The sequence below is a fragment of the Protaetiibacter intestinalis genome, assembly GCF_003627075.1.
Taxonomy (GTDB): domain Bacteria; phylum Actinomycetota; class Actinomycetes; order Actinomycetales; family Microbacteriaceae; genus Homoserinibacter; species Homoserinibacter intestinalis.
In genome coordinates, this window is the sequence record NZ_CP032630.1 from 473,698 (window position 1) to 500,067 (window position 26,370).

The window sequence follows — 26,370 nt, forward strand, 5'->3', positions numbered from 1 at the left end:
ACTGATCGACAGGTGGGGTCGGCGGGTGGCGGCATGACCACGACCGTCAGCGCGCTGGACGCATCGATGGACGGTGCGTGGACGGTGCTCACCCAGGAAGCCGCCTATCTGCTGGACCTGGATGCCCGCACCGGCACCCGGATCACGCACAGCGCTGAGGCAGGCGAAGCGGAGGCGTTCACCATCGTCCGGCTCGACCGCTGCCAGATCGCAGCGCCGATGGTCCTCGCCCTCGAACTGCAGGCTCCCGTGAGTCGTCGGATCAAACTGATCACGACCGACGTCGTGTCCATCCGCCCGATGGGCGTAGTCGAATGACATGGACACCGCCTCTTGGACGCGTCCACTTGCCGGGTGCTCACGACGTCCGCGCGTTGGCCGCTCCGACGGTCGACTTCCACAGCGAAGAACTGGCCCAACTTGCTCCGATCGAGGCCGTGGATGAGCCCGACCTCCGCTGGAACAACTCGGGGAGCGACCAAGGCTTCGTCTTCGACCAGCACCACCTGTGGCGACTGCTGGCAAGCATCGGCACCTCCTGGGAATGGTCGTGGGTGTCGATAACGAACCTTGAGACCGGCGCCTTCGGGCAGAGCTGCGGCAACGTGGCCTCCGGCTTGGCAGTCGAGGTCGGGCCCACGTTCTCCACTGTCTCGCTCGCGGTCCCCACTGGCGCCTCGCGAACACCTCAAGAGGACATCGGGCGATTCGGGTTCGCTTTCAAAGCGAGCCCGGACGAGCTCCACAGCGTCGCAATCGCAGTGCAGATCATCCACCGCTGGGTCACCCTAGAGACGTTGCCGGAGGGGCTGGTGCTGCGCCCCTCGTTCTCCCGCACGAAATCGCGAACTTGAGCCACACGGAACGAGGATCCGGTCGCCGACCTGATGTCACGGCGCCGACGCACGGCGAGTAGCGGCCCGTCGGTCGCTCACCCCTCCCTGAGGACCCGAATGAGACTTCGCGCATCGTATGGGCCGGTGTACCTCATCCCGTTGAGCTCGGTTGTGGGCGCCGCGATTATCTCGCCGCTCCTTGACACCAAGGTGCTATAACCCCGCGCCCCGGCTACTGCCACGATCGCAAGTAGTGCTCGATGGGGTAATGCCACGCAGGAAGTCAGGGCTCGGCGCACCTCATGTCGTCGTCGATAGTCAGGGGCAGGATGCGCTCGTACAGCTCGCGATGGAGTTCTCGCACGTTGATGGCCGTCCTTGCGGCGGGGGTGATCGCGTCGGTGGCCGTATCCGGTGCGGACCTTCTGTCGGCGCAAGCGAGCACTCCGCAGCCCGAGCCGGAACTGCGTGAGGTAGACGCGGCGAACGGCATCGCCTGGGGCGACCGGGAGGCGGTTCTGGGCCGGCAGTGGGCCGATAGCTCCGACCAAGTCAGCGTCGTGGTCGGCGGCCGCGAGGGCCTGGCCGTGCTTCATGCCGACGAGGCCCACGGCTATGCATGGAATGAACTCACCTCACTCCCCACCAACGACCCGGACGCCGACCTGTGGATCTCGAACAGTTGTGTTACCTCGAGCGGCCGCTACATGGCTGTCGTTTACGGGCCGCGGACGATCACCAACAGCGAGGAGGGCTTCGGGTTCGGTGCCACCGCCGCGATTGTCGACCTGAGCAGTGGGGCCGTGAGAGAACTGGGGACCGGATATTCGATCGCATACTTCAACCCTGGCTGTGGCGCCGGTGACACCTTCACCCTTTCGGCTGACGCTCCGGGGACGGGAGGCACCCTGATCGCGGCGATCGAAGCGAGCTCAGGAAGGGTGATCAACCAGACGAGCGTGAACTCGCAGGCCACCTCTGCAGTCTCCGACGAGGTTGGGACGATCTACGCGGTATCGGACGGCGGCATCATCGGCGTTCCGGCCGGCGAAAAGGCCCGCAGGGTCTCCTCGACCAGCGGCATTACATACGACCTCTCCATTGATGCCACGGACCGGCTTGGCTATGTCGCGTACGACGGGACGACCGCCTCCGCATACATCCTGCCCTTGGCCAAGACGACCAAGCCGACGCGCATCGCCACCGGCCCTGTCACCGAGCTGGGAATACGCAGCGCTCAAGGTGGTGGCTTCTACCTACTTGGCGGCGGAGTCAAGCGGACCCTTGCAGACGACTCGGTGAAGTCGCTCCCCACGGGGCGCCCCAACTCGGTCGTCTCTAGCACTGGCAAACTTGTCGTGACTTCGGTTAAGCCTGCCGGGATAGCACCCGCGAGTGACAAGATGACGCCCGACGACCTCGAAGCAAAGGTCGCTGCGATCGCAACCGTGACGGGCCGCGAACTCGCGTTCAACCTGGGCCAGTACGAACCTTCTGCATGGTCAGGCGACTCCAGCGAGGCACCAGCTCGCGGGGCGTTCGGTTTTGCGCGGCCGGGACGGCTATGGGTAGCGGCAACCGCGGGCGACCCACACGACCCTGTCGAAAGCGAAAGGTATTGCTCGGTGCCCCGCAACGACCCCGACAATCAGGCGTATCAACCGAAGCCACGCCAGGTCGAGTGGGCTGTGGATCGCGCCGTGAAGGGACAGCTCACCGTCGCTCGACCGGCCAACTGGCGCAACCTCGGCATGACCAACTACGCGCCACAGGTGCTCATTCCGCCAGTTGCGTTGACCGGTGGTGGAACGATGCCGCCGCAGGTCGTCCTGGGCGTGCTCATGCAGGAATCGAATATGTGGCAGGCGTCAAGGTTCACAGCCCCCGGAAACACCGGCAACCCGCTGATCGGCAATTTCTACGGCAACCAATCGAATCTGTGGAGCATCGACTGGACCCAAGCCGACTGCGGATACGGAGTCGGGCAGATCACCGACGGAATGCGAATCGCCGGACACGATGGGGGGACCGCACTGACCTACGCCCAGCAACGCGCCATCGCGCTGGACTACACCGCGAACATCGCAATGACCGTCCGAATGCTCGGGCAGAAGTGGAACCAGCTGAAGAGCCTCGGTATCACGATCAACGATGGCTCAGCCAGCAGCATCGAGAACTGGTTCGCTGCGGTCTGGATCTACAACACGGGCCTTCAGCCCTCGAGCGCTGCTCTTGGCAATGGCACGGGCTGCTCTCCCGGCCCAAGTTGCACCACCGCCGCCGGCACCTGGGGCTTGGGGTGGAGCAACAACCCCATCAACCCGAAGTATCCACCGAGCCGGCTGGCGTTCCTCGCGAACAACAACGCCGCGGACGCCGCTCAACCGCAGAACTGGCCGTATCCGGAGAAGGTGATGGGTTTCGCCGCCTGGGGACTCACTCTGGTCGAGACGCAATGGACGGACGCCCCGACACGCACGTACCCAACTCGCCTGGTGCCGTCGTACACCCTGGCGTGGTGGACGACCAACGCGAACCGGGATACCGTCAAGCCGCCGCTTGAGTCGTTCTGCGACCCGACAGTCAACGGGTGCTACACGACAAACCCGTGCACTATCGCTGGCAGCTTCTGTTATTGGCACGGCAACGTGACTTGGAAGAACTGCGGTGCCAGCGAATGCGGGTTCGGCAACGAACGTTTCTCAAGCAGTTCCTATCCCACCGAGAACAGCAGTATGTCGAATACCGCACTTGACCCGAAGACACGCCAATCCAGCTTCCTTCCGAACTGTTCGGCGCCGCCGGTCGCGATGCTGGTCGTCGACGACACGCCACACGCTGACGCGCGCAACTCCTCAGTGGAGCAGACCGGCGACGAATGTGTTCCGCAATCGAGGACGGGGTCTTTTCAATTCACCTTCGGCAGTGTTGATCCGAATGGCAGCTACCCAGCCAAGGTCGATCTGCATCAGCAGGGGGGAGGGTTCAACGGGCACTTCTACTTTGCGCACACGCAAGAGGCCTCCCAGCCGTCACGAACGGTGACCGGAACGTGGTCCCTCGGCCAATCCCTCACCAACCAATGGACGCGAGTCTGGATCCACCTACCCGACTATGCAGGCTGGACGGACAGCGCCGCCTACACGGTCAACTACGCGCCCGGAAAGTCGCAGACTCGATACCTCGCGCAGCGTCGATATGCGAGCGAATGGGTGCCGATCGGCGTGTTCCAAGTAGACGGCTCACCCACGGTGACCCTGTCAAACCTCGGTAGGTACAACATGGGGGTCGACGATGTCGCGTGGGATGCCGTTGGATTCGAGACGCTTTCGAGCAAGCCCAGTGATTTCGTCGTGGCGCTCGGAGACTCTTTCTCCTCGGGCGAGGGAGCTGGTTCCTACGAGCCATACAGCGATCACGATGGCACCAATGCTGCACGCCGGAACGGCTGCCACGTGTCGAAGGACAACTGGGTGAGGAAGACGAAGCTGCCGGGAGATAGTCAGACCATCGGCTACCGAGCTGACCACGCTGATGCCTCGCTCGACTACCAGTTCCTCGCCTGTTCGGGCGCCGAGTCCGAGCATCTCCTGCCCTACCTGGGCCTGGCCGCTCCGCCGAAAAACGCGGAGGGTGAGGACGGGAGCGACGGAACCAATCACCAGGTGAGCCAGATGGATCGTGGCTACCTTGACGAAAACACGACTCTGGTCACCCTTTCCATCGGGGGTAACGACATGCGGTTCAGTCCAATACTGAGTGCATGCATTGTTCGCTCTTTGGTTTACGGGATACCTTGTGACTTTGCCGTATTCCTGAGCGGGGATGGTTCAGAGGACATCGCAACGGCAACGGCGCGCCGGTTGGAGTACGAGTTGCCGGAGACTCTCGTCACCGTGCTCGCAGCCATCAAGGAAAGGGCACCCAACGCCACCATCGTGCTCATGGGCTATCCCAACCTGTTCGAGACTGACACCACTTGTGTGGAGATCGACGCCTCGAACCACACTTGGCTCAACCAGCTCTCGACCGATCTCACAAGCGTGATGAGCAACGCGGCCGCGACGATGGACGAACCCGGGGCTCAGCGCGTGCTCTTTGCGGATCCCCAGTCGCAGTTCACCGGCCACAACTTGTGTACTACAACGTCGGGGATCAATGGGCTCGTCTTCACCCAAACTCCAGGTGACAAGCCGATGTTCGAGATGCCCGTGCCCGGGCCCAACTTCGGTCTCGGCGTGTCTCAGGAATCAGTGCACCCGAATACGCTGGGGACCAGCTACTTCGCGGCTGCATTGGAGGATGTTCTTGATGGTGTCTATCCGTAGCCTCGGGGCAGCGTGCCTCGCGGTCTTCGTCGTGGCCACTCTCGTGGGGTGTGCCAGCGCAGGGGAGGCCGCCGCGACGGCAAGAGCTCGCTCAGAGTTCGCGGAGATGAAGGAGCAGTTCATCGCGAATGCTCCCGCAGCAAACACGGAAGACTCGTTCGTTCAGTACGTCCACGACCACAGACTCGACACCGAAGGAGAACTCGCTATTGACCCGAACGGCGATCCCGACCTTCTCCACGTTGGTGTGGGTGGTCGGTCTACCCGCCTGATCTACAGCGCAAGAGTACTCGACGGCGCGGGCGTCGTTAGCGTCATCGTAATGGGGTACGACAGTCCCGCGGGGTGGGGAACTCGCCCCGAAACCGTGTATAGCTGCCTTACGGCAACCTTCGACCTCGAGCGCGGAGGTGAACCTGCGTACGCGGACACGGACTGCGTCAAGGAACTCAACGGGGCGACCGCAACCGACCGCCACAAGACCGTCGGGGAGCTCGGCGGCTGAGTTCCACCGGGTACCAGCGACGTCGTCCCAGCTGCTTCGGGTTTCAACTATCTCCGGCAGGAGGCCGCGCGTTCAGCCCGTATAGCAGGTGATCGAAGTGATCGTGCCGCTGATGCTGGTGAGGCTCGTGCCTGCCGAGAGTGAGTAGCTACCGGCGGTGATGTGGCCGCTGGTTCGCTGGTTCGCGATCGAGCGGATCGGGAAACCTGCGGTACTGATTGTGCCGGCCGCGCTGCAGGAGGAGAAGCTGAGCAGGGTTCCCGCATAGGCGGGACTTGACCACGCACAGTATCGCCCGGATGCGCACGCACTGAGCACGTAGGGCGTCACGGCCTCTTCCAGCGTCAGGACGACGCTCCCGGAGTCCCACGAAATTTGGCCGGGGGCGATCTGCTCGCCGCCTGGGTTGGCTTCGAGAATTCGGTCGATCTGCGCCTGCGCTGCATTCGGGGCCTCGAGTTCCGAGGCGTTCGCACTCACGGAGGGCATCCCCAGGGCGAGCACTGTGAGGGCAAGGGCGAGCGCGCCGAGTGATTTCAATAGAGTTCCTTCCAGGAGACGTAGGAGAAGACGGTCGGAGAGGGGGTGTTCTTGAGCCAGTCGAGACCTCCGAGGTAGGTCTCTTCCGCTGAGAGAAGCCCACCGGTGTTCTCGTCGAAGATGAGGACATCACGGAAGCCGACGCGGGTCGCGGTCTCGATACCGACGCCTGCTCGACCCAGGCGGTCGGTCGTCGTGCCGGCCACCGTTACGTCGGGGAGTTCCGCCACGAGTTCGTACACGGCCGCCATCTGAGGCCCGTCGAGGACCCACTCGAGGCTGAGATCGTGGATCGCCCGGAAATAGTCTCCGGTACTGGGGCTATCCCCGAGGACCGCCTGGAAGTAGTCACGCAGGCTGCTCGCCGATCGGGGAGGCGGTGTCGTATATACCAGGGGGAATTCTCCGGCGTTGAAGGTCAGCTCTTCGAGAAGCGTTCCGGGTTCGTCGGCGTCGTCATCCGCGGGTACCGTACCCCACCTGATGTCGCCGGCCCAGGTAGTTTGAGATCCGGAGAAGTCCGCATTTCGAACGCGGCTCACCGTGTAGGGCTGCACATAGTGCACGGCGTGGTCCTCGTCGACGATCACTTCGGAATACCACGCTTCGTAGTCGATTCGCTCTGCGGAGCCGGAAGCGCCCGGCAGCGACTCTGCCGCGGAGCTCAACCGGGACATGAGGTGGCCGACGGACTCCTCGGTCGCGGCGAACTCGAGAGCCGGGGGCGCCGCCATGCTCGCCTGAGGGGCGTGGAAGACACTAACGGCAGTGAAAAGGATCGCCAACGCTCCTGCGAGCCCCGACACCGCGAGGGCCGGCACCCGCCAGCGGAGGGGGCGGTCGATGGTCGATCGAGCGACGATAGCGTCCAACTCCGCCTCCGCCCGGAAGGGGAGGGGATCGAAACGGCTACCGATGTCCGGACGTGCCCCACGCACGAGGCGCTCAAGCTCATCCAACGGGTGTCACCTCCTCTCGTTCTCCGGTGCCTTGGTCCAACACTCGCCTCAACGCCGCTCGAGCACGGCTGATGCGCATGCGCACGGTTGTCTCGCGAAGACGGAGGATCGCCGCCATCTCCGACGACGAGAGATCCTCCCAGTAGGCCATGAAGAGGATCTCGCGATCGTCGAGCCGGAGGCGAGAGAGCGCGGCCAGGGTTTCGATCGAGCGCTCGGGTGTGGCGATGCCCGTCACCCGGGCGAGTTCCTCGGTCTTGTCGAAGAGTGCTTGCGCACGGCCGCGACGACGGTACTCGTTGCCCACCACGTTCCTCGCCGTTCGATACAACCAGGGCAGGTCCACGCGTTTGCCATCCAGGATCTTCTGCCAGGCGATTCGAAACACTTCCGCAGTGGCGTCCTCGGCGGCGTGGTGGTCGGAGAGTCGACGCTCGCAGGTTGTGAGAATCAGACTCCGGTGCTCGCGATAGATCTCGCGGAAAAGCTGCTCCGCCTCGGCTCTCTCCGGCAACCGCCACCCCCTCTTGAACGAGCCGGACATGCCCCCGCGTAGACCTGTTCGTGGGGGAAGGTAACACAACGAGCGTCAGCCAGCCGAGATGCTCAGTGCGCTGTGTCGCCGCCGTCATGCGACGTACCCGAGTCGTCGCCCCTCGAGCAATGCCTGTATCCGGGACGTCACCCGGAGCTTTCGGTAGAGGTTGTTCGTGTGGCGCTTGACCGTTCCCTCGCTGATTCCCAACATGATGGCGATTGTCTTGTTGGAGAACGCCCCGGCGAGCAGGCCGAGCACCTCGTGTTCACGCGAGGTGAGTTCGTCGCCAGCTTCCCTGAGTTGCGATTTGAGAATGGGCTCTCCGACGGGGCGTTCGGCCGCCGCCGCTCGGATGGAGTTCAGGAGCACGGATTGCGGGGCCCAATAGCTGACGATCTGCGCGACACCGCGACTCTGTAGCAGTTGGCTAAGATCCGCCCGGGGGCGGGAACACAACGCCACGAGTCCGGTCTTCGGCGCGACTTGTCGCACCTCGTGGAGCAAGCGGAGGGGGCTGATCCCGGGAAGCTCTGGGTCTATGACAAGGACTTGTGGAGGTTCTTCGAGGAGCACGTCGCGGTCGAGGGCTGGCGAACAGAGTCCGACCGCAAACTCGCCGTCCTCCGTCACGATCGCTCGGACTCCTGCGCGCGCGACGTCGTTCGCAACGACGATCGCGGCACATGCACTTGGCAAAGCATCGCGACCCATACTCGGTTCGTTTCCGGATACGCGGGATGAGTAACGGCCGCCCATCTGGCGTGGACGGCTCGAGCAATACAGCGCCCGCGGGACTGATTCGCTCCTCGGGCACTCTCTCGTGTTGGGCGGGTCGCCCCGCGGCGCGACGGCCGGCTGAACCTCTCGCTGTGGCTGAAGGTGGCGCCCCACACGATCGAGTTGGTCCCTGTCGCGGTTCCCTTTAGCACAACGCGACCATCCCGGCGTGGGACACGATCTGGCGGGCCCGGGAAGCAGCCGCATGCGAGTGGCACCAGGGAGGACTCGTACTCGGCTCGTTCCCCGCCAGCTGGAATCGCCAACATCTGTTCGCTCTGGGGAACGACATACGTCTGCCCGCGATGTCACCAAAGGTGGATAGTCCGGCGTCGAGGGTGATGCCAGGCTCCGGCTATCGAGCACCAACACTCATCACCGAAGGGTCGACATGTCACTACGCAAGACGTGGGCAACAGTTCTTGCCAGCGCCATAACCATCGGGGTCCTCTCGGCAGCAAGTCAGGCGATTGCCGTCGACGGACCCCGCACGGACGCCGAGTTGATCTCCCCCGGCGTCGTGCGCGAGGGAGTGGCCTCCTTCACCGACGATCAAATCGATGCCGTATGGGCGGCAGTGGTGAGCAACTATCCGGCAGCGCTTCCGGAGGGGTACCAATTCCCCAACGTAGCGCCAGCGATTTTCCACCCCAACGACGGCCTGAAGCACCTGTTCGAGGTGGGGCTCCCGGATGCTGTCGCGGCGCAGTACTGGCGATGCGCCTGGCTTGATGCCGGACTCCACAGTAAGTCAATCACCGGCCAGGAGCTCGCCAAGGCGCTCGAGACATACTGGAAGCTTCCGTCTGTCCCAGAGACCGACCTGACGGGACTCGATAGCGAAGCCCTACAGGCTGCGGCGAAGGCACTCAACTTTCCTACCGGGGACGAAGCGCTTTTTGCTCTGAGCTGCGAAGGATTCGAGAAGTGACCGGCGAGCGCAAGTCCGGCTGGAAGGTCCTCGTCGCCGGCATCCTGGTTGTCGCAGGAGTGACCACCGCAGCGCAGCCGGCATCCGCAGATACAACAACTTCCATCTCCGGGTATCAGCAGGACAATTTCTTCGTGCAGTACTGGAGCACCGCCCGCACGAACACCCATGCGAAGAATGTCATGTACTTGAAGCTGACCAGCGTTGGCGGTTGTGGCTGCGGAATCGCATTCGCGAGTCGCCCGGGCCTGAGTGCTTCCACCAACGCCCGAATCAGCGGGTACATCTCCGCCGGCGCGTGGCATGAGTTCCACGCAGACAACGGCAACGCCTGGCTGTCAGCCGGGACGTTCTACCTCTCCAGCGCAGTCGGTGGCAACTATGTCAATGACTACGACACCTGGAGCGGCAGCTTGTGGTACGACGTCCTGTACTACTAATCGCGCTCTACCGCTAGCAAGATGCCCGGTCTCTCGAGACCGGGCATCTTGCGGGTTGGGCGCTCAGCCGCCAGCGACGACCGCCCACACCGCGACAGGGGTGCCATTTGCTTCACACGCACCCGTGACCGCGCGCCTAGCTGAACCGAATACCTCCGACGACGGGTCGAATGCCTCGCCCTTGGGATCGCCACCGTCAGGGGGCACGGCAGCGTCCAATAGTGCTTCGAGTTGATCGATGAGCCCGTACTGGTGTTCTGCAGCTTGCTGCTGCAACGCGCGAATGCCCGCGAGGGACACCCGGGTAATGGCGTTGAACTGAGCCTGGTCAATTTCCCCAGTCCGTTGGAGGTCGGCGGCTCCGGTGAGGTTGGTGAATAGCACCGAGAGGCCATTGCAAGTTGCGGCGATGGCCTGCATTTCCGTTCCGACTTCCGGTGATGGAGACTGGGGTTCGCCTCCTTGTCCGCCAGGGGTGGCGGCGATGGAGCACCCGGCCAGCAGCGTCAATGGCGCCAAGGTCAATGACAGTCGTGCAACTCGATTCATCGGGCTTCCTCAATCTCGCGGTGAATGAACTGGACGCGGAAGGCCCCGCCCTCTGGGGCCAAGCCGCGTCACCGACCACGTCCTCGACTTGTAGCCCCTACTCAACATCCATGCTCCTCGACAACTATGAAATAGCACTTTCGTCGCACGAACGGTGGCGGTGAAGACCGCACCACCGTCGCCGAGCTGCGTGCCCGACTCGAGGACTGCGCCGCTCAGATCCAGCCGCGACGCTTCTCAGTCTGCGAGTGCGACGCCTACCACCTGGGCGGACACCAGGGAACGGACGACCAATGTGGGTGGGGATCGCATGTCAATGACAGCCAGTGCATGTGCATCTCTGCTCGCGTCCCCATGCTCGTCTAGCTATCGACTGCTCCTGAGGGGGTCACCCCGTCGGTGTGGCCCCCTTCGTCGTACGCGTGGACGCGGTCACGCTCCTTCACACGCCCGACCAACTCCTCAAGCAGGTTGAGCGGGACATTGGACACCCGCGTGTATCCCTCGAACGCGAGACGTGCCGCGACCGTGCTCAGCCACTCGTATGTGTGGTCCCGGTACTTGCACTCGACACGAGCCCAGTCCACCAAGTCGATCAGCGACTTGTCGCCCGCGAGCGCACGGATGCGCTTGCTCTGGAATTAGTTGATCTCGCTGGTTGTCGCCATGTCCTTCTCCCGGGAGGATTATTCGAAGTACCGAAACAGGATTCGTCCCGTCGAGTGTGTCAATAGGGGCTTACGGGACCTTTGGTTTGCTGGGGTCGCTGAGTTTCCCAACGAGCCTCTTGGACGCGTCCACTTGCCGGGTGCTCACGACGTCCGCGCGTTGGCCGCTCCGACGGTCGACTTCCACAGCGAAGAACTGGCCCAACTTGCTCCGATCGAGGCCGTGGATGAGCCCGACCTCCGCTGGAACAACTCGGGGAGCGACCAAGGCTTCGTCTTCGACCAGCACCACCTGTGGCGACTGCTGGCAAGCATCGGCACCTCCTGGGAATGGTCGTGGGTGTCGATAACGAACCTTGAGACCGGCGCCTTCGGGCAGAGCTGCGGCAACGTGGCCTCCGGCTTGGCAGTCGAGGTCGGGCCCACGTTCTCCACTGTCTCGCTCGCGGTCCCCACTGGCGCCTCGCGAACACCTCAAGAGGACATCGGGCGATTCGGATTTGCCTTCAAGGCGAGCCAGGACGAGCTCCACTCTCTCTCGACTGCAGTCGATACCGTCGACCGCTGGGTCACCCAAGAGACGTTGCTGGGCGGCCTGGTGTTGCGTCCCTCGTTCTCCCGCACGACCTGGCGAATCTGAGCGTCCCGACCGATCCAGGTCTTCTTGCGATCAGCCCTCCGCGAGGTTGCTGTGTGGTGGATTCTGGATCGACGCACGCAGCGCCTCGACAAGGACCGCTGCGTCCCACGGTCCCAGATGCCGATTCGACCCGATGAAGAACGTCGGCGTCGAGTGCAGGTCCATGCTGGCCGCATCGTCGCGATCATCCTGGATTCGGCGTATGGTGTCCGCGCTCCGATAGTCCTCCTCGAACTGTTGCGCGTCCATCTCGAGCTCCTCCGCGTAGCGAAAGAGGTCCTCCCGGCTCAGGGCCTGTTGGTGTCGGAACATCAGGCGAGCCATCTCGTAGAACTTGCCTTGCGCGGCCGCAGCCTCGGACGCTTGAGCCGCGATCTGGGCGTGGGGGTGCAGTTGATCGAGCGGCAGGTGTCGCCATACCCAGCGCAACTCATCGCCGAGCTCCGCGAACACCTCGTCGATGACGCCCGTGGCCCTCCCGCAGTAGGGACATTCGAAGTCCCCGTACTCGACGATCGTCATGGGTGCGTCAACCGGTCCTCTGATGTGGTCCCGTTGAGAATCCACGGGTCGTTGGAGATGCGCGCCCACCGGTCGTGGGGGTCTCAGCCTGTCCCCGATCCCGAGAACTGCCCACCCGATGGCGAAAGCCAAGAGGGACGCGACCAGGATGCCTATCCGGGCGATGTCCTGCTGCGTCGGGTCTTCCAGAGCGATCGGCACAAGGAACAACGAGATCGTGAAGCCGATCCCGGACAGTGCGGCGCCCCCGGCGATCCTGTGAAACGAAAGTCCTGGCGCGAGGGTCCCTTTTCCGGACTTCCGCAGAATCCACGTGACGCCCGAGATGCCGGCGAACTTACCGGCGACCAACGCGACGATCACACCCCAGAAGATCGGCGACACGAGGGCCGACAGCAGGACAGCAGGATCAATCGTGACGCCGGCATTCGCCAGCGCGAACAGAGGAAGGACACCGAACGCCACGTATGGTCGCCAGGTGCTCTGCACGCGCTCGTTGATCGACAACGACTCGCGAAGACTCCGAGCCACAGCGGCCGCGTATGCCGTGTTCGGCGACTCGCGGAAGGCCCTACTCAGTTCGGCGGTGCGTTCGACATCGGGTCTGGACGGCGAGAACACTGGGATGAACAGGGCCACCGCCACCCCTGTCAACGTGGGGTGCAGCCCCGCGTCGGCAGCCGCGAGCCAGAGCACCGCGCCGACAGCCGCGTAGGCGAACCCGCGATGGCTCGGCAGGTACCGGACCATGGCGATGGCCGCAAGCAGAGCAAGCGTCACTGACAAGGCGACAAGGTTGATCGCGCCGGTGTAGAAGAAGGCGATCACGATGAGCGCCCCGATGTCGTCGGCAACCGCAAGCGTCAGCAAGAACGTCCGCAAACGCTGTGGGAACCGAAGACTGATCAGTGACAACGCGCCCAACAGGAAAGCAGTGTCCGTTGAGATCACGATTCCCCACGCTGTTGCCTCTCCGCCTCCCGACGCGACGGCGATGAAGATGAGTGCGGGTACTAGCAACCCGCCGACAGCCGCAGCAACCGGCACGAGCGCTCTCGACCAATCGCGTAGCTCGCCGATGGCGAACTCTCGTTTGACTTCCAGCCCGACGATGAAGAAGAAGAGGGTCATCAGCACCTCGTTCACGACGTGGAGCGGATTGGTCTCGGCTGCCAGCTGCCCGATCGAGATGTTGATCGGAAGCGACCAGAAGCCTCGGTAGCTCTCGGGCCAAGGACCGTTTGCCCACGCCATCGCGAGAACCACGCCGAGCAGCATGAGCAACGCCGAAAGCTTCTCAGCGCTCATCCCGCGCCTTGGGTCCTGGACACTCGAGGACACCGCCAACGCTCCTGCCTTCACCCGCACGACCCGACTCCACCGACGCCCGGAAGACGTCCCCGCCCCCGGCTAGTCCTCTCGGTCCTCGGCCCTGGTTTCCCGCTCGACGGTGAGCGACGCCAACTCCCAAAGCGCGTCCGCTCGCGCCGGATCGAGAGACCAGCGCGCTACGCCTGAGCGGGGCTCCGGCCCCCCGTCGACCACCGCGGACTCCTGGTTGTCCTCGAAGTAGGCACCCGAAACTCCCTCGACGAGGGGGGACGTCGCCAGGAAGACAGGAGTCGCCGCACCCTGCTCGGGAGTCTTGAAGCCTTCACCGTGGATCAAGTTCCCCCGGTCGTCCATCGCACCCATCTGCCTCATGGCCTCGGCGGGGATGTGCCTCTGGAGTTGTGTGTGAACCGCGCCCGGCGAGCAGGCATTGGCGGTGATCCCGTCGCCCATCCAGCGTCGTGTGATCCCGACCGAGAGCAGCACATCTGCGCTCTTCGACTGGGCGTACGCGACCCACGGATCGTATGGACGGCTGTCGAAATGGAGGTCGGCGAGGTCCACCGGTGCACGCAACTGCGCTCCGGAGCTCACGATCACCACCCTTCCGTTGGCTTGGGCGAGCTGTTCGTGCAACCCGTACGCGAGTGCGAAGTGCCCCAGGAAGTTCACGCCCAACTGCATCTCCCAACCGGACGCCGTCAACTTCCGCTCTGGCAACGCCATCACTCCGGCGTTCGCGATCAACACGTCCACCGGGCCGCTCCAGTCCGACACGAATCTACGTACCGACTGCAGGTCCCCGAGGTCCAGAACACGCCCGTCAACCAGCTCGAAACGCCTCGCGATATCGTCCGCGTCAGCGGCGTTTCGGGTTGCGATCGTGACCATTGCTCCAGCGGACGCCAGAGCCCGCACGCTGGCGGCTCCTAACCCCGAAGCCCCGCCCGTCACGATGATCCGCTTTCCGCTGAGATCCCTGCCAGCGAGAACCTCGTCCGCGGTCGCGAGTGAGGAGAACGGGCTCCTGACCGGACGCCTCACGGCGCTCTCACGCTCGTGCTTCATTTCCAGGAACGCGCTGATCGCGGAAGCCGTGGGGTCACTGGCGGCCGATGGCCGTGATGACACCGCGAGCAACCACGTGGGACAGGATGTTGAAGGAGACGAAGGCCGGCGTCGCCTCTGCGTCGATTCCGAGTTCGGTGACACTCGCGATGTCGAGCGCTTGAACGGAAATGGCGTAGTGGTCAACTGCCCCTGCAGGCGGCGCGGAGCCGATGAACTGGGCGGCGCGAGCGTCGTTCTTCACCGTCCAGGCGTTCCCCGGCAGCTCGGTGATACCCGAGGGCAGTTCGCTGGTTCCGGCCGGGATGTCGACGACCATCCAGTGCCAGAAGCCGGAGGGTGTGGGTGCCTCGGGGTCGTACACGGAGACGACGAAGCTCTTCGCCGTCTCCGGGGCACCCGTCCACTGAAGCTGGGGGGAGCGGTCCTCGCCACCGGGAACACCGAACAGTCCCGAGTACTGAGCCGGCGCGAAATCTCCACCGTCGACGACATCGGTGCTGGTCACCGTCAGTGCAGGGACTGCCGGAAGGCGGTCAAAAGGAGTGGTCATTGTCTTGCCCTTCTCTAGGAGGTCGAAGCGGTGGTCGAAGCCGCGCCCTCAAGGTAGGTGGCGATACCACTCTTCGTCGTGGCCATGTCGGGGACAGCCACAGTCGCCGTAGCGCAATGCGCGCGTGGTATGCGTGGTGTCCAATGCGAACCCTGTCCCTCACACACCCACGCGGTCTGGTCGACCGTCGAACACACTGGCGGCGCGGGAGACTCCGCCCGCGGAGCCCGACCCCGCCTGACAACCAACGAATGGACACGTTGATGGACACGGAATCCGCTCTCCTCGTCGCGGAGGACATCGAGAAGCGCTACCCCGTAAGGGGCGCCGCCCGCGAGGCACATGTGCTGCGCGGAATCTCGCTGCAAGTCCGCGCGGGTGAGCTCGTCAGCATCGTCGGTCCGAGCGGATCGGGCAAGTCGACGCTCCTGTATTGCCTTGCCGGGCTCGTCCCCCTCTCGCACGGTTCGGTGAGGATCGCGGGAGCGAGATTCAGCGAACTTTCTGTCGGACGGAGTTCCCGGTTTCGCCGCGACCATCTGGGGTTCGTGTTCCAGTCGTACAACCTGCTCCCGTCACTCACGGCGCTGCAGAATGTGCAGCTCCCTGCACGTTTGGCGCGTCGACGCTTCGAACCCCGAGCCTCGTGGGAGGCACTCGATGCGGTGGGGCTCGCAGATCATGCGCAAGCTCTTCCCGGAACCTTGTCAGGCGGACAACAGCAACGAGTCGCGATCGCTCGGGCTCTCTTTTCGAAGCCGGAGTTGTTGTTTGCCGATGAACCAACCGGTGCACTTGACGCCCGCGCAACACGTCTCGTCCTCGACCAGCTGCGTCTCACAGCCGTCGATGGTCGAGCGGTGCTGATGGTGACCCACGACCTGGAGGCAGCCGCATCCGCAGACCGCGTTCTCGTCCTTCGCAATGGTCTGCTTCATCGTGAACTGGTGGCACCGACCACACGCGAAGTGTTCGACGCCGTGGAGTTGGCGGCCTGAATGTGGTTGCTACTGGGCGCAGATGCCAAGGTCACGGCGAGCTCATGGTTGGCACCGCTGCTCGTCATCGTCGCGTCGACAGTCGCCGCATCAGCACCTGCCGCGCTGATTGAGGCTGCCGTGAGGGTCGGCGGGACGCAGGCTCTCGGGCTGGCGGCGGTCGCGAGCGTCAGCCTGCTCTTGACAACGGTCTCCACCTCGGTCGTGCTCAGCTCGGTGGTGAGGTCAGCGGTCCGCCGACGCTCTCAGGCGTTTTCGTTGTGGAGGGTTGTGGGCGCGCTTCCGTCACAGGTCTCGACGGTGGTATCGCTTCAACTCTTCCTCACCGCGGCTGTCGGGGCGGCGCTAGGTACGGCACTGGCGGCGATCTTCCTGCCGAGCCTGCTGTCGCTCGCCTTGGAGTCGTCCAGTGGTCTCGGAGGAATCCGGACTCCGATCTCCGTGCAGACCGGGCTGGCGACGGCCGGCCTGGTCGTTATCTATGTTGCAGTCGTGGGCGCAGCCCCGGCACATCGAGCTGGATATCAGAGTCCGATCCAGGTCTTGAACGACACAGGCGATTCTCCGAGGCCTGCGCTCAAGCTGACTTCTGCGGGGCTGTTGGCTTTGGTGGCGGGCTGGATGACGGCGGGCCTCCCAAGTTCGCTGCCGACGGGCGCCGCGCAGTCCGTTCTCATTGGACCTGTGCTCGTGGCCGCAACGGCAGCAGCAGGCCCGTGGGTCTTCCCGGCCGCTTCCCGGGCTTGGTCTGCGGTTATCCGTCCAGGGTGGTCCGCTGCTTGGTTCGTCGCACGTGCGCACGCGATACAAGCAGACACCCGCACGGGAGGCCCGACTGCTCCATTGCTGGTGGCCATAGGCCTGCCCGTGACGTTCCTCGTTGGGCAGCGAACAGTGGAAACCGCCAACTCATCCGGAGGTAGCGGAGACTCGGGGGCGCTCGCGCTGATCCTGGGCGGACCAGTATTGCTTGCAATCGTGGGCGCCGCAGCTCGCATCTTCATGTCGAACGAGGAGCGAGGCCGCGCCAGCGCACTGATGGGCATCGTCGGGGCCGGCACGGGCACCCGGGGCCTCTTCGTCCTGTGGGAGGTCACAATCCACGTCGCTACGGCAACTCTCGTCTCCGCGTTGCTAGCCGTAGCGGTCGGACTGTCGATCGTCGCAGCCGTGCGTCATGAAGCACCTGACGTGCATGCCGCCCTAGAGCCCGATGCGTTGGCCGCGGTGGTGGCACTCTCCGCGGTGTTCTGCCTACCGGCAGCACTCCTGCCGGCCTTGTTCGCGATGCGTCGAAGGCCGATAGAAGCGATCACCTCCGGCGGCAACTAACAATGCGCTTTCACGCAGCGCCTTCGAACTCACCGTCTTGCGTCCATTCCTGGCGTTCCCCGCTCGACTCCGCCTCGCGGAGCACGGTGACCATTGATCCCTCTGCGTCGGGCATCACCAGCGTTCGCTGATCGAAGAAACGTTCCTCGCCTCCAAGGTTCAGTTGCAGGCGACAGGCGCCGAGCGGAGCTGCCTCGTGAGCGCTCCAGATTCGTCGGAAGTCGGCGTCCCGCATGGACAGCAGCCCAACCAGGTCACGCAATGCCGAGTCCCGCGGGTCAGACGCAAAGCGAAGCGCGGCAACTGCTCGGCGAGCGTTGCACTCCCAGTGCTGATCGATCCTGCGCCACGCGTCCCCGAATATCGCAACGATGAGGCTCCCTCCGGGGTTCCACATCTCCGGTACGAGCTGTCGCGCTGACTCATTCGACGACAGGATCCGAAGGTTCCGATTGGTCACATACGCGGGGAACGGCCACTGGGCGACCATCTCATCGAGACCTGAGACCACATCGGCCGCGATCTCCATGTCGTCGCTTCTCCCAACCCCCGTGTCGACGTGCGTCAAGCGAAGCATGTAGTCGACTGCGGACGCGTCCAGCTTCAGCGCTCGCGCGATCGCTTGCAGGACCTGAAACGAAGGTTGCCTATCCCGTCCCTGCTCAAGACGCAAGTAATAGTCCGAGCTGACCCCCGCCAGTTCCGCCACTTCCTCCCGACGGAGCCCTTCGACCCTTCGCCCGGGCATGCGCACCAGCCCGACATCCTCCGGCTGTGTTGCAGCTCGCCTCGCCCGTAGATAGTCGCCGAGCGGTGAATTGAAAGCCATGGCCGTCCGTTTCCGCGTGGATTCCTTCTAGTAGAGGTTTCCAGGCGCCCATGTCTCGATCAATCCGTCAAATGACCATATCCGCCATGAGTGATGGCGATCCCCGTTCTGTCGCGGGAGCAGCCTCACGCAACGCAGATCGACGCGACGCTGCCGTTCGGCGCTCTCAGCGATCAGTCGGCGACCGTCGGATGACCGGCGCCGGTGTCGACAAGGATCGCTGCAAGCTGCGAGCGACGATTGACCCCCAGTTTCGCAAAAGCCCTGTGCAGGTGGGCGCCAACCGTACGGTGCGAAAGGTAGATCCGGTCGGCGATCTCCTTATTCGAAAGGCCATCCGCAGCCAGCCGCACCACAATCAGTTCCTGACCTGAGAGTTGACGAGTTCCCTCGTCCTCGGCCCGACGCCGCGCGTCAACGCCTCCGGCCGCGCGCAATTCCTGCGAGGCGCGATCCGCGAGGGGAAGTGTCGACTCTGCGTCGAAGACACGCAATGCGGCGGAAAGATGCGTCCGCGCCTCGACCACATGCCGTTCTCGGCGGAGCCACTCCCCGTAATGGAGATGAGTACGGGCCAGGTCGAAGCGCGCTCCGCACCTTTCACCGGATGAGATGGCGCTTTCGAAGAGCTCGCGGGTGAGGTCACCTTCGGAGACGAGTGCTCGCGATCGGTCGATGAGCATGCGGAGGTGGTCGGATTCAGTCTTGGCCACGACCCTGCTCGCCTCTTCGAACCATTGCGCGAGAATCTCTGTGTTCTGTGTCTTCGCTGCCGGCTCAGCGAGATCGGCATATGCCCAGAGCGCGATCTGGGCATCCAGCGACGTGTTCAGAAGGTGAGCGATCGCGTCTTCGTAGCGGCCCTCGTTGACAGCGAGGATTCCCTGCGCCCACTCGCCGATGGCGATGACGCGGGGCGCAGGCGATGCATCGCGATCGAAGTTGAGGGCTGATGTCGCTGCATCCGCTTCTCCTCGCCACGCGCGGACACGCGCGATGTTCGCGGACGCCAACATCGAGACAACCTTCATCCCCAGATCATCGCTCAGCCGGAGCGCCTGCTCGGAGTCGGCGAGGCCGTCAGTCAGGGCGTTAGCGGTCACCCGCAGCACTCCACGACCGGACAGGCCGATCGTTTCATCACTGACCCGACCCGCGCGATGGAAGAGCTCGATCTCCGCGCTCCACACCTTGTCCGCACCGGGGAGGTCCGCCATGCTTTCGGCCGCGAAAGCGAGGCAGTTGAGTAGTGTTCCGTCGGTCGGCCGCATGTGGCCTGTGAATGCCTCGAGCGCCTTTCCGACGTCAGAGATCGGGCGTTCGGGATCAGCAAGCGCGAGCCCGATCTGTCGCAACACCTCATCTCGGCCGCCCACCTCGACATCGAGTCGAACAAGTTCATCGATCACCTGGGATCTCACGACCGCGGAGGGCTCCTGCCCGAGATAGCACATGGCTGCCACCCAGACGAGCACCTCGGTACGGTCCTCGCGATTCGACAACGTTCCCGCAATGCCGAGCAGTTCGGCTGCCGTGATCCCCGCAAAGCTCGAGGTCGACGTGAGCAGCCACTCCGTGCGCGCCAGGGCGACCACGAGCGACTCGTCCTTGACGAGAGGACGCGCTCTCAGGATCAATTCGCCTGCGAGGGCTGACGCCCCGGCCTGCCGTGCGGCTTCGGCAGCTCTCACAAGTCGGCGGGCTTGGCCGGAGACCGTCGGGGAGAGCTCCGACGCTCGCAACCACGCGTCCGTAGCCTCGCGAACAGCGCCGCGCGCCTCCGCAGCCTTCCCCGCTCCGTCGAGCTCCTGAGCGACTTCCTCGTCCGGAGAGATCGTGGCTGCTGCACGATGACGCCACGCCCGTTCGGGATTGCGGGCGACAGAAGCGAGCGCCTCGTGCACCTGGCGGTGGGTCACCGAGTCGGAGTCCTCATGTATCGCCGAGCTCACGAGCGGGTGGCGGAACCGGTATCCATCCGCGGTCTCGGCAACCAGGCCAGCCCGTTCGGGGGCGGCGAAATCCTCGGCGGAAAGGCCGAGGGCCTGCCCAGCGGCAAAGATCTCGGGGTAGGACAAGTCCTCCCCGGCGGCCACGACCAGCATCGCCAGACGAGACGAAGCGGGTAGCTGCGCCGCCTCTGCCAGAAAAGCTTGCTCAAGCCGTTTCGTCATGCTGTAGCGCGCTGGAGCACCGCGCAATGTCAACGCAGGCAAGTTGGCGTTGGTCGACAGTTCGTTCAACGCGAGGGGGTTTCCGTACGACTGATCGATGATCAGATCGCGGGCGCGAGACTCGAGGTGGGGTGCCGCCCGGTCCAGCACCACCCGGGATTCGTCGGTGGAAAGCGGCGACAACGGCATCACCTCAGGAAAGAAGTCCTGCCAATCCTTGTAGGTCGATCCGACGCGAGTTGTCGCGATCAGCAGGATGGGCGCAGACGCCAGCCTCCCCGCAACAAAGCCCACGATCTCGGCCGTCGGCTGATCCACCCAGTGAAGGTCATCCACCGTCACGAGAAGGGGTTGATGCTCCGCCGCTTCCTCGAGCAGCCCCAGGGTTGCGATGCTGGCTATGAGGCGTTCGCTAGGACCCGCCTCAGATAGTCCGAAGGCTACCTTGAGCGCTTCGCTCTGCCGGGCAGGGAGGTTTTCGACTCCGCTCATGACCGGATGGAGCAGCTGATGTAGTGCGGCGAACCCGGTGCAGCCGTTCTGCACCCCGTGGCACCTGAGAACTCTGAACCCGTGCGCGGCCTCACGCGCTTCGGCAAGCAGCGTCGACTTGCCAATGCCCGCATCACCGGTGAGGAGGACGGCGCCGCCGTTGCCAATGCGTGCAGCCGCGATCATCTCCCTGACGCGAGCCAGTTCCCCCTCACGCCCCACCGGAGAAGGGCGCTCAGACTCGCCACTCAGATAGTGATCTGGTGGCTGCGACATCCATCACTCCCATCAGCGGCGCGTCTGTCACGGGGCAACGCGATTTTAGCAATCATCACGGATCCTTCAATCGGCCCGCTCTACCCGTTCAAATCCTGCGACGACGTCCATGAGGCGAAGGCGGCATTAGGTCATTTGACCGATGGCCGACGCGCCACCTGCAGTAGAGCATCACAACATGAAGTGGCGACACGCCCCCTTCGCGGGTGAGGCAGGCTCCATCGGCAGGCGCGTGATGCCTGACGACGGTCCACGGACCAATGGTCGGCGAAAGCCGAATCCGACCCCCGCCGAGGGTCATTAGTGTCGGCGACCCCCTGGCCGGATATGGGCCAGGAGGAGCACGCTATTGCTCAGGCGCTTCGGCTGCACGGTCGCGCTCCTGCTGCGCGACTGGCGAGAACGGCCGGACTCTCGATTGCCAAGTTCCGGCATAGGTATGGGCAACTGAAGTCACACGGACTTCTGCGCACGGTCACGTTGGTGGACCCGTCCGCGCTCGGCCGACCGGTCTTGGCGAGCGCACTCCTCCGTACCGACTCGAGGGGGACCGCTGTCGCCGAGCGACTCTCGCGAACTCCGAACATCTGCTGGGTGAGGCGATCCTCAGACGAACGCACCGTCGCCATCCAACTGAGCACTGCCGGCAACGTGGAGCTCGCACGAGTGGTGAAGGACGCGATCATCTCGGACCCTGACGTCACGGGCTTCTCCACGGCGATCGTGCTCCGAAGCTGGGCCCCTCACTTCGCGTTCGATTACGAGCACATCGCAGTTCAGTCCGCGCCTGACCTGCAGTGGTACCCAGGCAATCGATCCGTGGCTTCGCTCGATGCGCTTGATCTCGATCTGCTCGAGTGCCTGACGGTAGACGCCCAGATGTCGCTGACCGACATGAGCAAAGTCATCGGACTCTCGGTGGCAGGAACACGACATCGCTTGATACGGCTGATGGACAGCCAGACCATCCATTTCCGGACGCGGCCCGACCCGCACAGGGACGATGTCACAACCATCCGGGTCGAGGCAGCTGTTTCGCGGGACGTCGCCGATCTAGCTGAGGAACTCGTCAACATGCCGAACGTGGTCTACGTAAGCGAGCTCACCGGCGCGCGACAGCTCTGCGTCGAGTTGGTCTGCGCCAACGAGCCGCAGATCTCCGAAGGCTATGCACGAATGGCCTCCGTCCAAGGCATTCACGACACGCACATGCTCCGACTCAAGACTGTCGATGGCAAGTCGACGTGATCAGTTCAGCGGGTCGGTCCAGCGGTCCTTTGCACCATCATCAGCATGCACGGCACGTCCCCGACCTGACCGCTGCGGTGACCCCTGCCGCCGTGCACATCATCGGTACCTTGATCACCACCCCAGTGCAGGTCCCCCGGGCCCATCTCCACCCGCGTCCCGTCCTGCGGCTCAATGAACCAGCGGCCCCTGAGCGCGACCACCCACTGAGGGTAGGGACTCTCGTGCCACTCGCCGACCCAGCCAACGGGCAAGTCGACGAACGACACGTTCTGAAAATCGCCCGGAACGTCAAGTACGAGGCTCGGCTGAGCCTGACCTCCCAGCGTCCTCGGCGCAAAGCCGACGAGTTCGTCATACCGCATCGTCGTCGGGCCCGCTTCCCCCCGCTCGAGAACCCAATAGGGCACCACGGGCCCGCGGTCATCCGACGCTGGCTGACCCATTGCTCGCTCCCACCGTGAGTTCCGTGACGAGTTCATGCATCAAAGCCGACAGTTGGTCGATGACTTCGTCGGAGGCGCCGACGTCATACAGCTGACGCAGCTGGTTCGGATCGCGGTAGGTCACCACCGAGTTCCCCCGGTCTTCGTAGACGAGCACTCGCAATGGAAGATCAAGAGCGACATTCGGATCCTGCTCCATGAGCACCGTCCCCACACGGGGGTTCCCGAACACGATCACTACTTCTTCTCTCAACTCGAGTCCGGCAGCCCTCGCCGCAGCCCCATGATCGATGACATCGAAGACCACGGCGCCTTTCTCGCGCACCCAGCGCTCGATCAACCCCACCACCTGCACCACCGGTCTCTCAACGAAGACCGTTACCGAGCCGGTCCTACTGTCGAAGGCGATCACCGCAGGATCCGCCGTGCGACGTTGGTGTCGATTAGGTCCAGAAGTTCGTCGCCAGCACCGGACAGGATGGTCCGGATCGCGTAGAGCGAGAATCCCTTCGCCTGTTCGACGGTGATCGTCGGGGGGATGGACAACTCCTGCCGGGCGGTCACAACCTCGACCAACGCCGGACCATCGTGAGCGAATGCATCTTCCATCGCCCGACGGAGGTCGTCCGGATGGGTGACGCGACGACCGAAGATGCCCATCGCTTCCGCAACCGCCGAGAAGTCGGGATTCTTCAGCTCAGTCCCCCAGTTGACGATTCCGGCCGCCTTCATCTCGACCTCGACAAAATCGAGCGCACTGTTGTTGAACACCACGACTTTCACGGGGAGGTCCATCTGGACAAGGGTCAGCAGTTCACCCAGGAGCATTGCCAGCCCTCCGTCCCCAGAAAGAGTGACGATCTGCCTGCCCGGGTACGCGACTTGCGCTCCGATGGCATGAGGCACCGCATTCGCCATCGTGCCGTGATTGAACGACCCCATGATCCTTCGCTCGCCGTTCATCGTGAGATAGCGTGCGGCCCACACGACCGGAGAACCAACGTCCACCGTGAACACTGCGTCGCTCGCCGCCGTCTCGTCGATGACCCGAGCCACGTACTCGGGGTGGATCGGAGAGCGATTGCGATCGTTGACCGCGAACGAATCCAGCCCGCTCCGCGCGCGCGCGTAGTGCGTGCGTGCACTGTCGAGGTGGCTGTCCGATCGGTCATCGACGATGAGCGGCAGCAACGCAGCCGCCGTATCCCGAACGGTCCCGACGAGCCCCAGGCTCAACTTGGCGCGGCGCCCCAGGTGTTCGCCACGAAGGTCGACCTGGATATAGGTCTTCGGAGAGGGCAGGAACTGCCGGTACGGGAAGTCCGTCCCGAGCATGAGAACCACATCGGCGTCGGCGATCGCCTTGTACCCGGAGGTGAACCCGAGCAAACCCGTCATCCCGACGTCGTACGCGTTGTCGTACTCGAAAATCTCCTTGCCACGGAACGTGTGCACGATGGGTGCCTTCAGGCGCGCGGCCAGGGCCAACACCTCGTCTCGTGCGCCTTGACAGCCAGCCCCAGCGAGAATCGTCACCTTCTCGGTCGCGTTCAGCTTCTGGGCCGCTTCGACGAGTTCCACTTCGGAGGGACGCACCAGCGGGGACGCGGCGCGGATAGGCGCGGGCAACGTCACCCGTTCTGCTCGCGAGAGGAACACTTCACCCGGCACCACGACGACCGCGACGCCCCGCCGCTCGACTGCCGCGCGCATGGCGATCTCGAAGATGTGCGGTGCGGTCTCCGGAGTCGAAATCAGCTCCGTGTAGACGGAGCACTCGGCGAAGATCGTTTGGGGGTGTGTCTCCTGGAAATACTCCCCACCGATCTCAGCACCCGGAATCTGGGCCGCGATGACGAGTACTGGCACGCGTGTCCGCTGCGCATCGTAGAGGCCATTGATGAGGTGTGTATTGCCGGGACCACAACTCCCGACGCAGACCGCCAGTTCACCCGTCAGAGCCGCGTCCGCTGCAGCCGCGAAGGCCGCCGCCTCTTCGTGCCGGACGTGCACCCAGTCGATGCTCCCGTCGCGTCGAAGCGCGTCGACGAATCCGTTGAGGCTGTCTCCAGGCAGGCCGTACACCCGACTCACACCAGAGCCCTTCAATGCGGCGACCATGTTGTCCGCGACGGTGTTTGCCATTGATCAGTCCTTGCCTGTGAACTGGAGGACGTCGAGCCCTCCGTTGTAGTCGGTTGTGAAGGCGACTCCGTCATCGCGCACAAAGACGTCCGCAGTCTGAGTCACGGCGCGGCCGCCGGGCCGTGGATCGATGACCTGATCCGGCGCCGCAGGGACGAATGCCCCGATCTGGCGTGGCGCGTAGGCGTTCGAGATGTCGAACGCGCGAACGCCCGCATTCTGGTACGTGGCGAAGATGATCTCCTCCGACACGAAGCTGCCGGGCCGGTTCTCGTGCAGGTTGTGGGGGCCGAAGTGGCGGCCCTTCTTGGCGTAATCGATCTCGTCCGGCGTCGGAAACGTCGAGATGCTGATCGGGTTCGCAGGCACGCGGATGTCGAACACCCACACCCGTTTCAGACCGTCAGCTAGCTCGTCCGCTGTCGCCTCGTCTGCGACTACCAGCAGCTCGCGGCCGGGGAGCGGCAGCGATGTGTGCGTTCCCCCTCCGTATGGGGGCGACCAGTTCCGGTAGGAGATCTGTGTCGGACGCGCTCGATCCGTGATGTCCAGGAGCGCCAACCCCCCATCGCGCCATGACGAGTAGGCCGTGTCGCCGGCGATGATGGCGTGATGAAGTGCGTACCGCCACTTCTCGGAATCCCAAGTGGGTTCCTCACCGGCGCCAAAGTTCATCCCGGGCAGCCAATATTCGCCGAGCCACTGGGGACTCGATGGGTTCGCCAGATCGATCACACGGAACACGTAGTCGCTGAAGCCGTTCGGGAGCACAGACGCATAGGCATACCTGCCACCGGTGAACCAGAGCCTGTGCACCCCGATCCCGTCGACGGGGAGGAAAGAGATCTGTCTGGGAGAGGATGGATCCGCGACATCATAGATTGCGACTCCTGCGCTCCAGTCCTGCTCTTCGTCCTTCAATCGGGAACCGACAGACCCCGAGTAGTAGCTGGACTCGATGTCGAACTTCTTCCAGAGGTCTTTCGCGTGGACGACGAGGAGCAGGTCATCTGCCGCTTGAAGGTGAATGTTCCAGGTGTTCTCGGGCGCCGCGATGTAGCCGAGCGCCCGAGGTGCCCGCGGGTCGGTCACGTCGACGATGGAGAAGCCGCTGCTGAACAGGTGGCCAACGTACACATGACCTTTCCAGTACTGCAGCTGCATCGCGTCAGGTCTTCCGCCCTGGTCGGAGTGACCGAGATGGGTGAATCCGACAGCGAGTTCGGCGGGCTTCAACGACACGG

At 63.9% G+C, this 26,370-nt stretch carries 23 protein-coding genes; 10 read left to right on the plus strand and 13 right to left on the minus strand.

The genetic code is table 11. The annotated features are described in order from the left end of the window. Window positions 1-33 precede the first annotated feature (33 nt). The 4 genes from D7I47_RS02325 to D7I47_RS02340 all read left to right on the plus strand — a co-directional run bounded on the left by D7I47_RS02325 (window position 34) and on the right by D7I47_RS02340 (window position 5,669). Window positions 34-318, plus strand: a complete 285-nt coding sequence (locus D7I47_RS02325; RefSeq protein ID WP_120761548.1) for a hypothetical protein — start codon at window positions 34-36, stop codon at window positions 316-318. Window positions 319-437: 119 nt separating this feature from the next. Continuing rightward, window positions 438-854 carry a hypothetical protein gene (locus tag D7I47_RS02330; RefSeq protein ID WP_157981590.1) on the plus strand — a complete coding sequence of 139 codons (417 nt, stop codon included), beginning with the start codon at window positions 438-440 and terminating at the stop codon, window positions 852-854. Between the two features lie 350 nt (window positions 855-1,204). Further along, window positions 1,205-5,164 (plus strand): SGNH/GDSL hydrolase family protein, encoded by a 3,960-nt coding sequence (locus D7I47_RS02335; protein WP_157981591.1) that lies wholly within the window; start codon window positions 1,205-1,207, stop codon window positions 5,162-5,164. Then, window positions 5,148-5,669: a hypothetical protein gene (locus D7I47_RS02340; protein WP_120761551.1), complete on the plus strand. Its 522-nt coding sequence runs from the start codon at window positions 5,148-5,150 to the stop codon at window positions 5,667-5,669. Before D7I47_RS02335 ends, D7I47_RS02340 begins: the two co-directional genes overlap by 17 nt. A gap of 72 nt (window positions 5,670-5,741) precedes the next feature. Here the strand turns inward: D7I47_RS02340 and D7I47_RS02345 are convergent, their stop codons facing one another. The 4 genes from D7I47_RS02345 to D7I47_RS14685 form a co-directional block, all read right to left on the minus strand. Then, window positions 5,742-6,149: a peptidase inhibitor family I36 protein gene (locus tag D7I47_RS02345; protein WP_157981592.1), complete on the minus strand. Its 408-nt coding sequence runs from the start codon at window positions 6,147-6,149 to the stop codon at window positions 5,742-5,744. A gap of 56 nt (window positions 6,150-6,205) precedes the next feature. Next, window positions 6,206-7,168, minus strand: a complete 963-nt coding sequence (locus D7I47_RS02350) for a hypothetical protein (protein WP_157981593.1) — start codon at window positions 7,166-7,168, stop codon at window positions 6,206-6,208. Then, complete coding sequence (locus D7I47_RS02355; RefSeq protein WP_120761554.1) at window positions 7,161-7,712, minus strand: RNA polymerase sigma factor; 552 nt, start codon at window positions 7,710-7,712, stop codon at window positions 7,161-7,163. The genes D7I47_RS02350 and D7I47_RS02355 overlap by 8 nt, the downstream gene beginning before the upstream one ends. 84 nt (window positions 7,713-7,796) lie before the next feature. Continuing rightward, window positions 7,797-8,336: a response regulator transcription factor gene (locus D7I47_RS14685; RefSeq protein WP_157981594.1), complete on the minus strand. Its 540-nt coding sequence runs from the start codon at window positions 8,334-8,336 to the stop codon at window positions 7,797-7,799. A 538-nt stretch (window positions 8,337-8,874) separates the two neighbouring features. Here D7I47_RS14685 and D7I47_RS02365 point away from each other — a divergent pair. Both D7I47_RS02365 and D7I47_RS02370 read left to right on the plus strand, forming a co-directional pair. After that, a complete protein-coding gene (locus D7I47_RS02365) occupies window positions 8,875-9,414 on the plus strand; it encodes a hypothetical protein (RefSeq protein ID WP_120761556.1) in 540 nt (179 codons plus the stop codon). Continuing rightward, entirely contained in the window at window positions 9,411-9,854 is a 444-nt protein-coding gene (locus tag D7I47_RS02370) for a hypothetical protein (RefSeq protein WP_120761557.1), read from the plus strand. Before D7I47_RS02365 ends, D7I47_RS02370 begins: the two co-directional genes overlap by 4 nt. Before the next feature lie 63 nt (window positions 9,855-9,917). Here D7I47_RS02370 and D7I47_RS02375 read toward each other — a convergent pair whose 3' ends face one another. Further along, window positions 9,918-10,274, minus strand: coding sequence for a hypothetical protein (locus D7I47_RS02375; RefSeq protein WP_120761558.1), 357 nt, complete (start codon window positions 10,272-10,274; stop codon window positions 9,918-9,920). 1,020 nt (window positions 10,275-11,294) lie between these two features. Between D7I47_RS02375 and D7I47_RS02385 the strand changes: the two genes are divergently transcribed. Then, on the plus strand, window positions 11,295-11,711 hold the full coding sequence (locus tag D7I47_RS02385; RefSeq protein ID WP_157981595.1) for a hypothetical protein: 417 nt from the start codon (window positions 11,295-11,297) through the stop codon (window positions 11,709-11,711). A gap of 30 nt (window positions 11,712-11,741) precedes the next feature. On the opposite strand, the gene nhaA is transcribed toward D7I47_RS02385, so the two are convergent. The 3 genes from nhaA to D7I47_RS02400 form a co-directional block, all read right to left on the minus strand. Further along, window positions 11,742-13,541: a Na+/H+ antiporter NhaA gene (gene nhaA, locus D7I47_RS02390; RefSeq protein ID WP_120763773.1), complete on the minus strand. Its 1,800-nt coding sequence runs from the start codon at window positions 13,539-13,541 to the stop codon at window positions 11,742-11,744. Window positions 13,542-13,643: 102 nt separating this feature from the next. Further along, the gene (locus D7I47_RS02395) at window positions 13,644-14,633 is read right to left on the minus strand and encodes an SDR family NAD(P)-dependent oxidoreductase (protein ID WP_120761561.1); all 990 of its coding nucleotides are present in this window, start codon (window positions 14,631-14,633) and stop codon (window positions 13,644-13,646) included. Window positions 14,634-14,667: 34 nt separating this feature from the next. Next, window positions 14,668-15,141 (minus strand): YbhB/YbcL family Raf kinase inhibitor-like protein, encoded by a 474-nt coding sequence (locus tag D7I47_RS02400; protein WP_227000796.1) that lies wholly within the window; start codon window positions 15,139-15,141, stop codon window positions 14,668-14,670. 308 nt (window positions 15,142-15,449) lie between these two features. Here D7I47_RS02400 and D7I47_RS02405 point away from each other — a divergent pair, with 308 nt between their 5' ends. Next, window positions 15,450-16,184: an ABC transporter ATP-binding protein gene (locus tag D7I47_RS02405; protein WP_120763774.1), complete on the plus strand. Its 735-nt coding sequence runs from the start codon at window positions 15,450-15,452 to the stop codon at window positions 16,182-16,184. Window positions 16,185-16,232: 48 nt separating this feature from the next. After that, the gene (locus D7I47_RS02410; protein ID WP_157981596.1) at window positions 16,233-17,516 is read left to right on the plus strand and encodes an FtsX-like permease family protein; all 1,284 of its coding nucleotides are present in this window, start codon (window positions 16,233-16,235) and stop codon (window positions 17,514-17,516) included. 10 nt (window positions 17,517-17,526) lie between these two features. Here the strand turns inward: D7I47_RS02410 and D7I47_RS02415 are convergent, their stop codons facing one another. Both D7I47_RS02415 and D7I47_RS02420 read right to left on the minus strand, forming a co-directional pair. After that, entirely contained in the window at window positions 17,527-18,345 is an 819-nt protein-coding gene (locus D7I47_RS02415; protein WP_120761564.1) for a helix-turn-helix domain-containing protein, read from the minus strand. 173 nt (window positions 18,346-18,518) lie between these two features. Beyond that, window positions 18,519-21,197, minus strand: a complete 2,679-nt coding sequence (locus D7I47_RS02420) for an AAA family ATPase (RefSeq protein ID WP_170154354.1) — start codon at window positions 21,195-21,197, stop codon at window positions 18,519-18,521. A 573-nt stretch (window positions 21,198-21,770) separates the two neighbouring features. Here D7I47_RS02420 and D7I47_RS02425 point away from each other — a divergent pair. After that, entirely contained in the window at window positions 21,771-22,535 is a 765-nt protein-coding gene (locus D7I47_RS02425) for an AsnC family transcriptional regulator (RefSeq protein WP_157981597.1), read from the plus strand. Window positions 22,536-22,958: 423 nt separating this feature from the next. On the opposite strand, the gene D7I47_RS02435 is transcribed toward D7I47_RS02425, so the two are convergent. Genes D7I47_RS02435 through D7I47_RS02445 form a run of 3 tightly spaced genes read right to left on the minus strand, consistent with a single transcriptional unit; the run spans window position 22,959 to window position 26,368 of the window. Beyond that, complete coding sequence (locus tag D7I47_RS02435) at window positions 22,959-23,393, minus strand: DUF302 domain-containing protein (RefSeq protein ID WP_157981598.1); 435 nt, start codon at window positions 23,391-23,393, stop codon at window positions 22,959-22,961. Then, complete coding sequence (gene poxB, locus D7I47_RS02440; protein ID WP_120761569.1) at window positions 23,390-25,126, minus strand: ubiquinone-dependent pyruvate dehydrogenase; 1,737 nt, start codon at window positions 25,124-25,126, stop codon at window positions 23,390-23,392. Before poxB ends, D7I47_RS02435 begins: the two co-directional genes overlap by 4 nt. 3 nt (window positions 25,127-25,129) lie before the next feature. Then, window positions 25,130-26,368 carry an LVIVD repeat-containing protein gene (locus D7I47_RS02445; protein ID WP_157981599.1) on the minus strand — a complete coding sequence of 413 codons (1,239 nt, stop codon included), beginning with the start codon at window positions 26,366-26,368 and terminating at the stop codon, window positions 25,130-25,132. Between the last annotated feature and the right edge of the window lie 2 nt (window positions 26,369-26,370).

What these genes read in the sequence shown, in the direction of transcription:
- D7I47_RS02405 (WP_120763774.1), top strand. Translation starts at nt 15,450, where the DNA reads ATGGACACGGAATCCGCTCTCCTCGTCGCGGAGGACATCGAGAAGCGC.
- D7I47_RS02355 (WP_120761554.1), bottom strand. Translation starts at nt 7,712, where the DNA reads ATGTCCGGCTCGTTCAAGAGGGGGTGGCGGTTGCCGGAGAGAGCCGAG.
- D7I47_RS02375 (WP_120761558.1), bottom strand. Translation starts at nt 10,274, where the DNA reads ATGCAGGCCATCGCCGCAACTTGCAATGGCCTCTCGGTGCTATTCACC.
- D7I47_RS02335 (WP_157981591.1), top strand. Translation starts at nt 1,205, where the DNA reads ATGGCCGTCCTTGCGGCGGGGGTGATCGCGTCGGTGGCCGTATCCGGT.
- poxB (WP_120761569.1), bottom strand. Translation starts at nt 25,126, where the DNA reads ATGGCAAACACCGTCGCGGACAACATGGTCGCCGCATTGAAGGGCTCT.
- D7I47_RS02420 (WP_170154354.1), bottom strand. Translation starts at nt 21,197, where the DNA reads ATGATCGCGGCTGCACGCATTGGCAACGGCGGCGCCGTCCTCCTCACC.
- D7I47_RS02415 (WP_120761564.1), bottom strand. Translation starts at nt 18,345, where the DNA reads ATGGCTTTCAATTCACCGCTCGGCGACTATCTACGGGCGAGGCGAGCT.
- nhaA (WP_120763773.1), bottom strand. Translation starts at nt 13,541, where the DNA reads ATGAGCGCTGAGAAGCTTTCGGCGTTGCTCATGCTGCTCGGCGTGGTT.
- D7I47_RS02340 (WP_120761551.1), top strand. Translation starts at nt 5,148, where the DNA reads ATGGTGTCTATCCGTAGCCTCGGGGCAGCGTGCCTCGCGGTCTTCGTC.
- D7I47_RS02395 (WP_120761561.1), bottom strand. Translation starts at nt 14,633, where the DNA reads ATGAAGCACGAGCGTGAGAGCGCCGTGAGGCGTCCGGTCAGGAGCCCG.
- D7I47_RS02325 (WP_120761548.1), top strand. Translation starts at nt 34, where the DNA reads ATGACCACGACCGTCAGCGCGCTGGACGCATCGATGGACGGTGCGTGG.
- D7I47_RS02365 (WP_120761556.1), top strand. Translation starts at nt 8,875, where the DNA reads ATGTCACTACGCAAGACGTGGGCAACAGTTCTTGCCAGCGCCATAACC.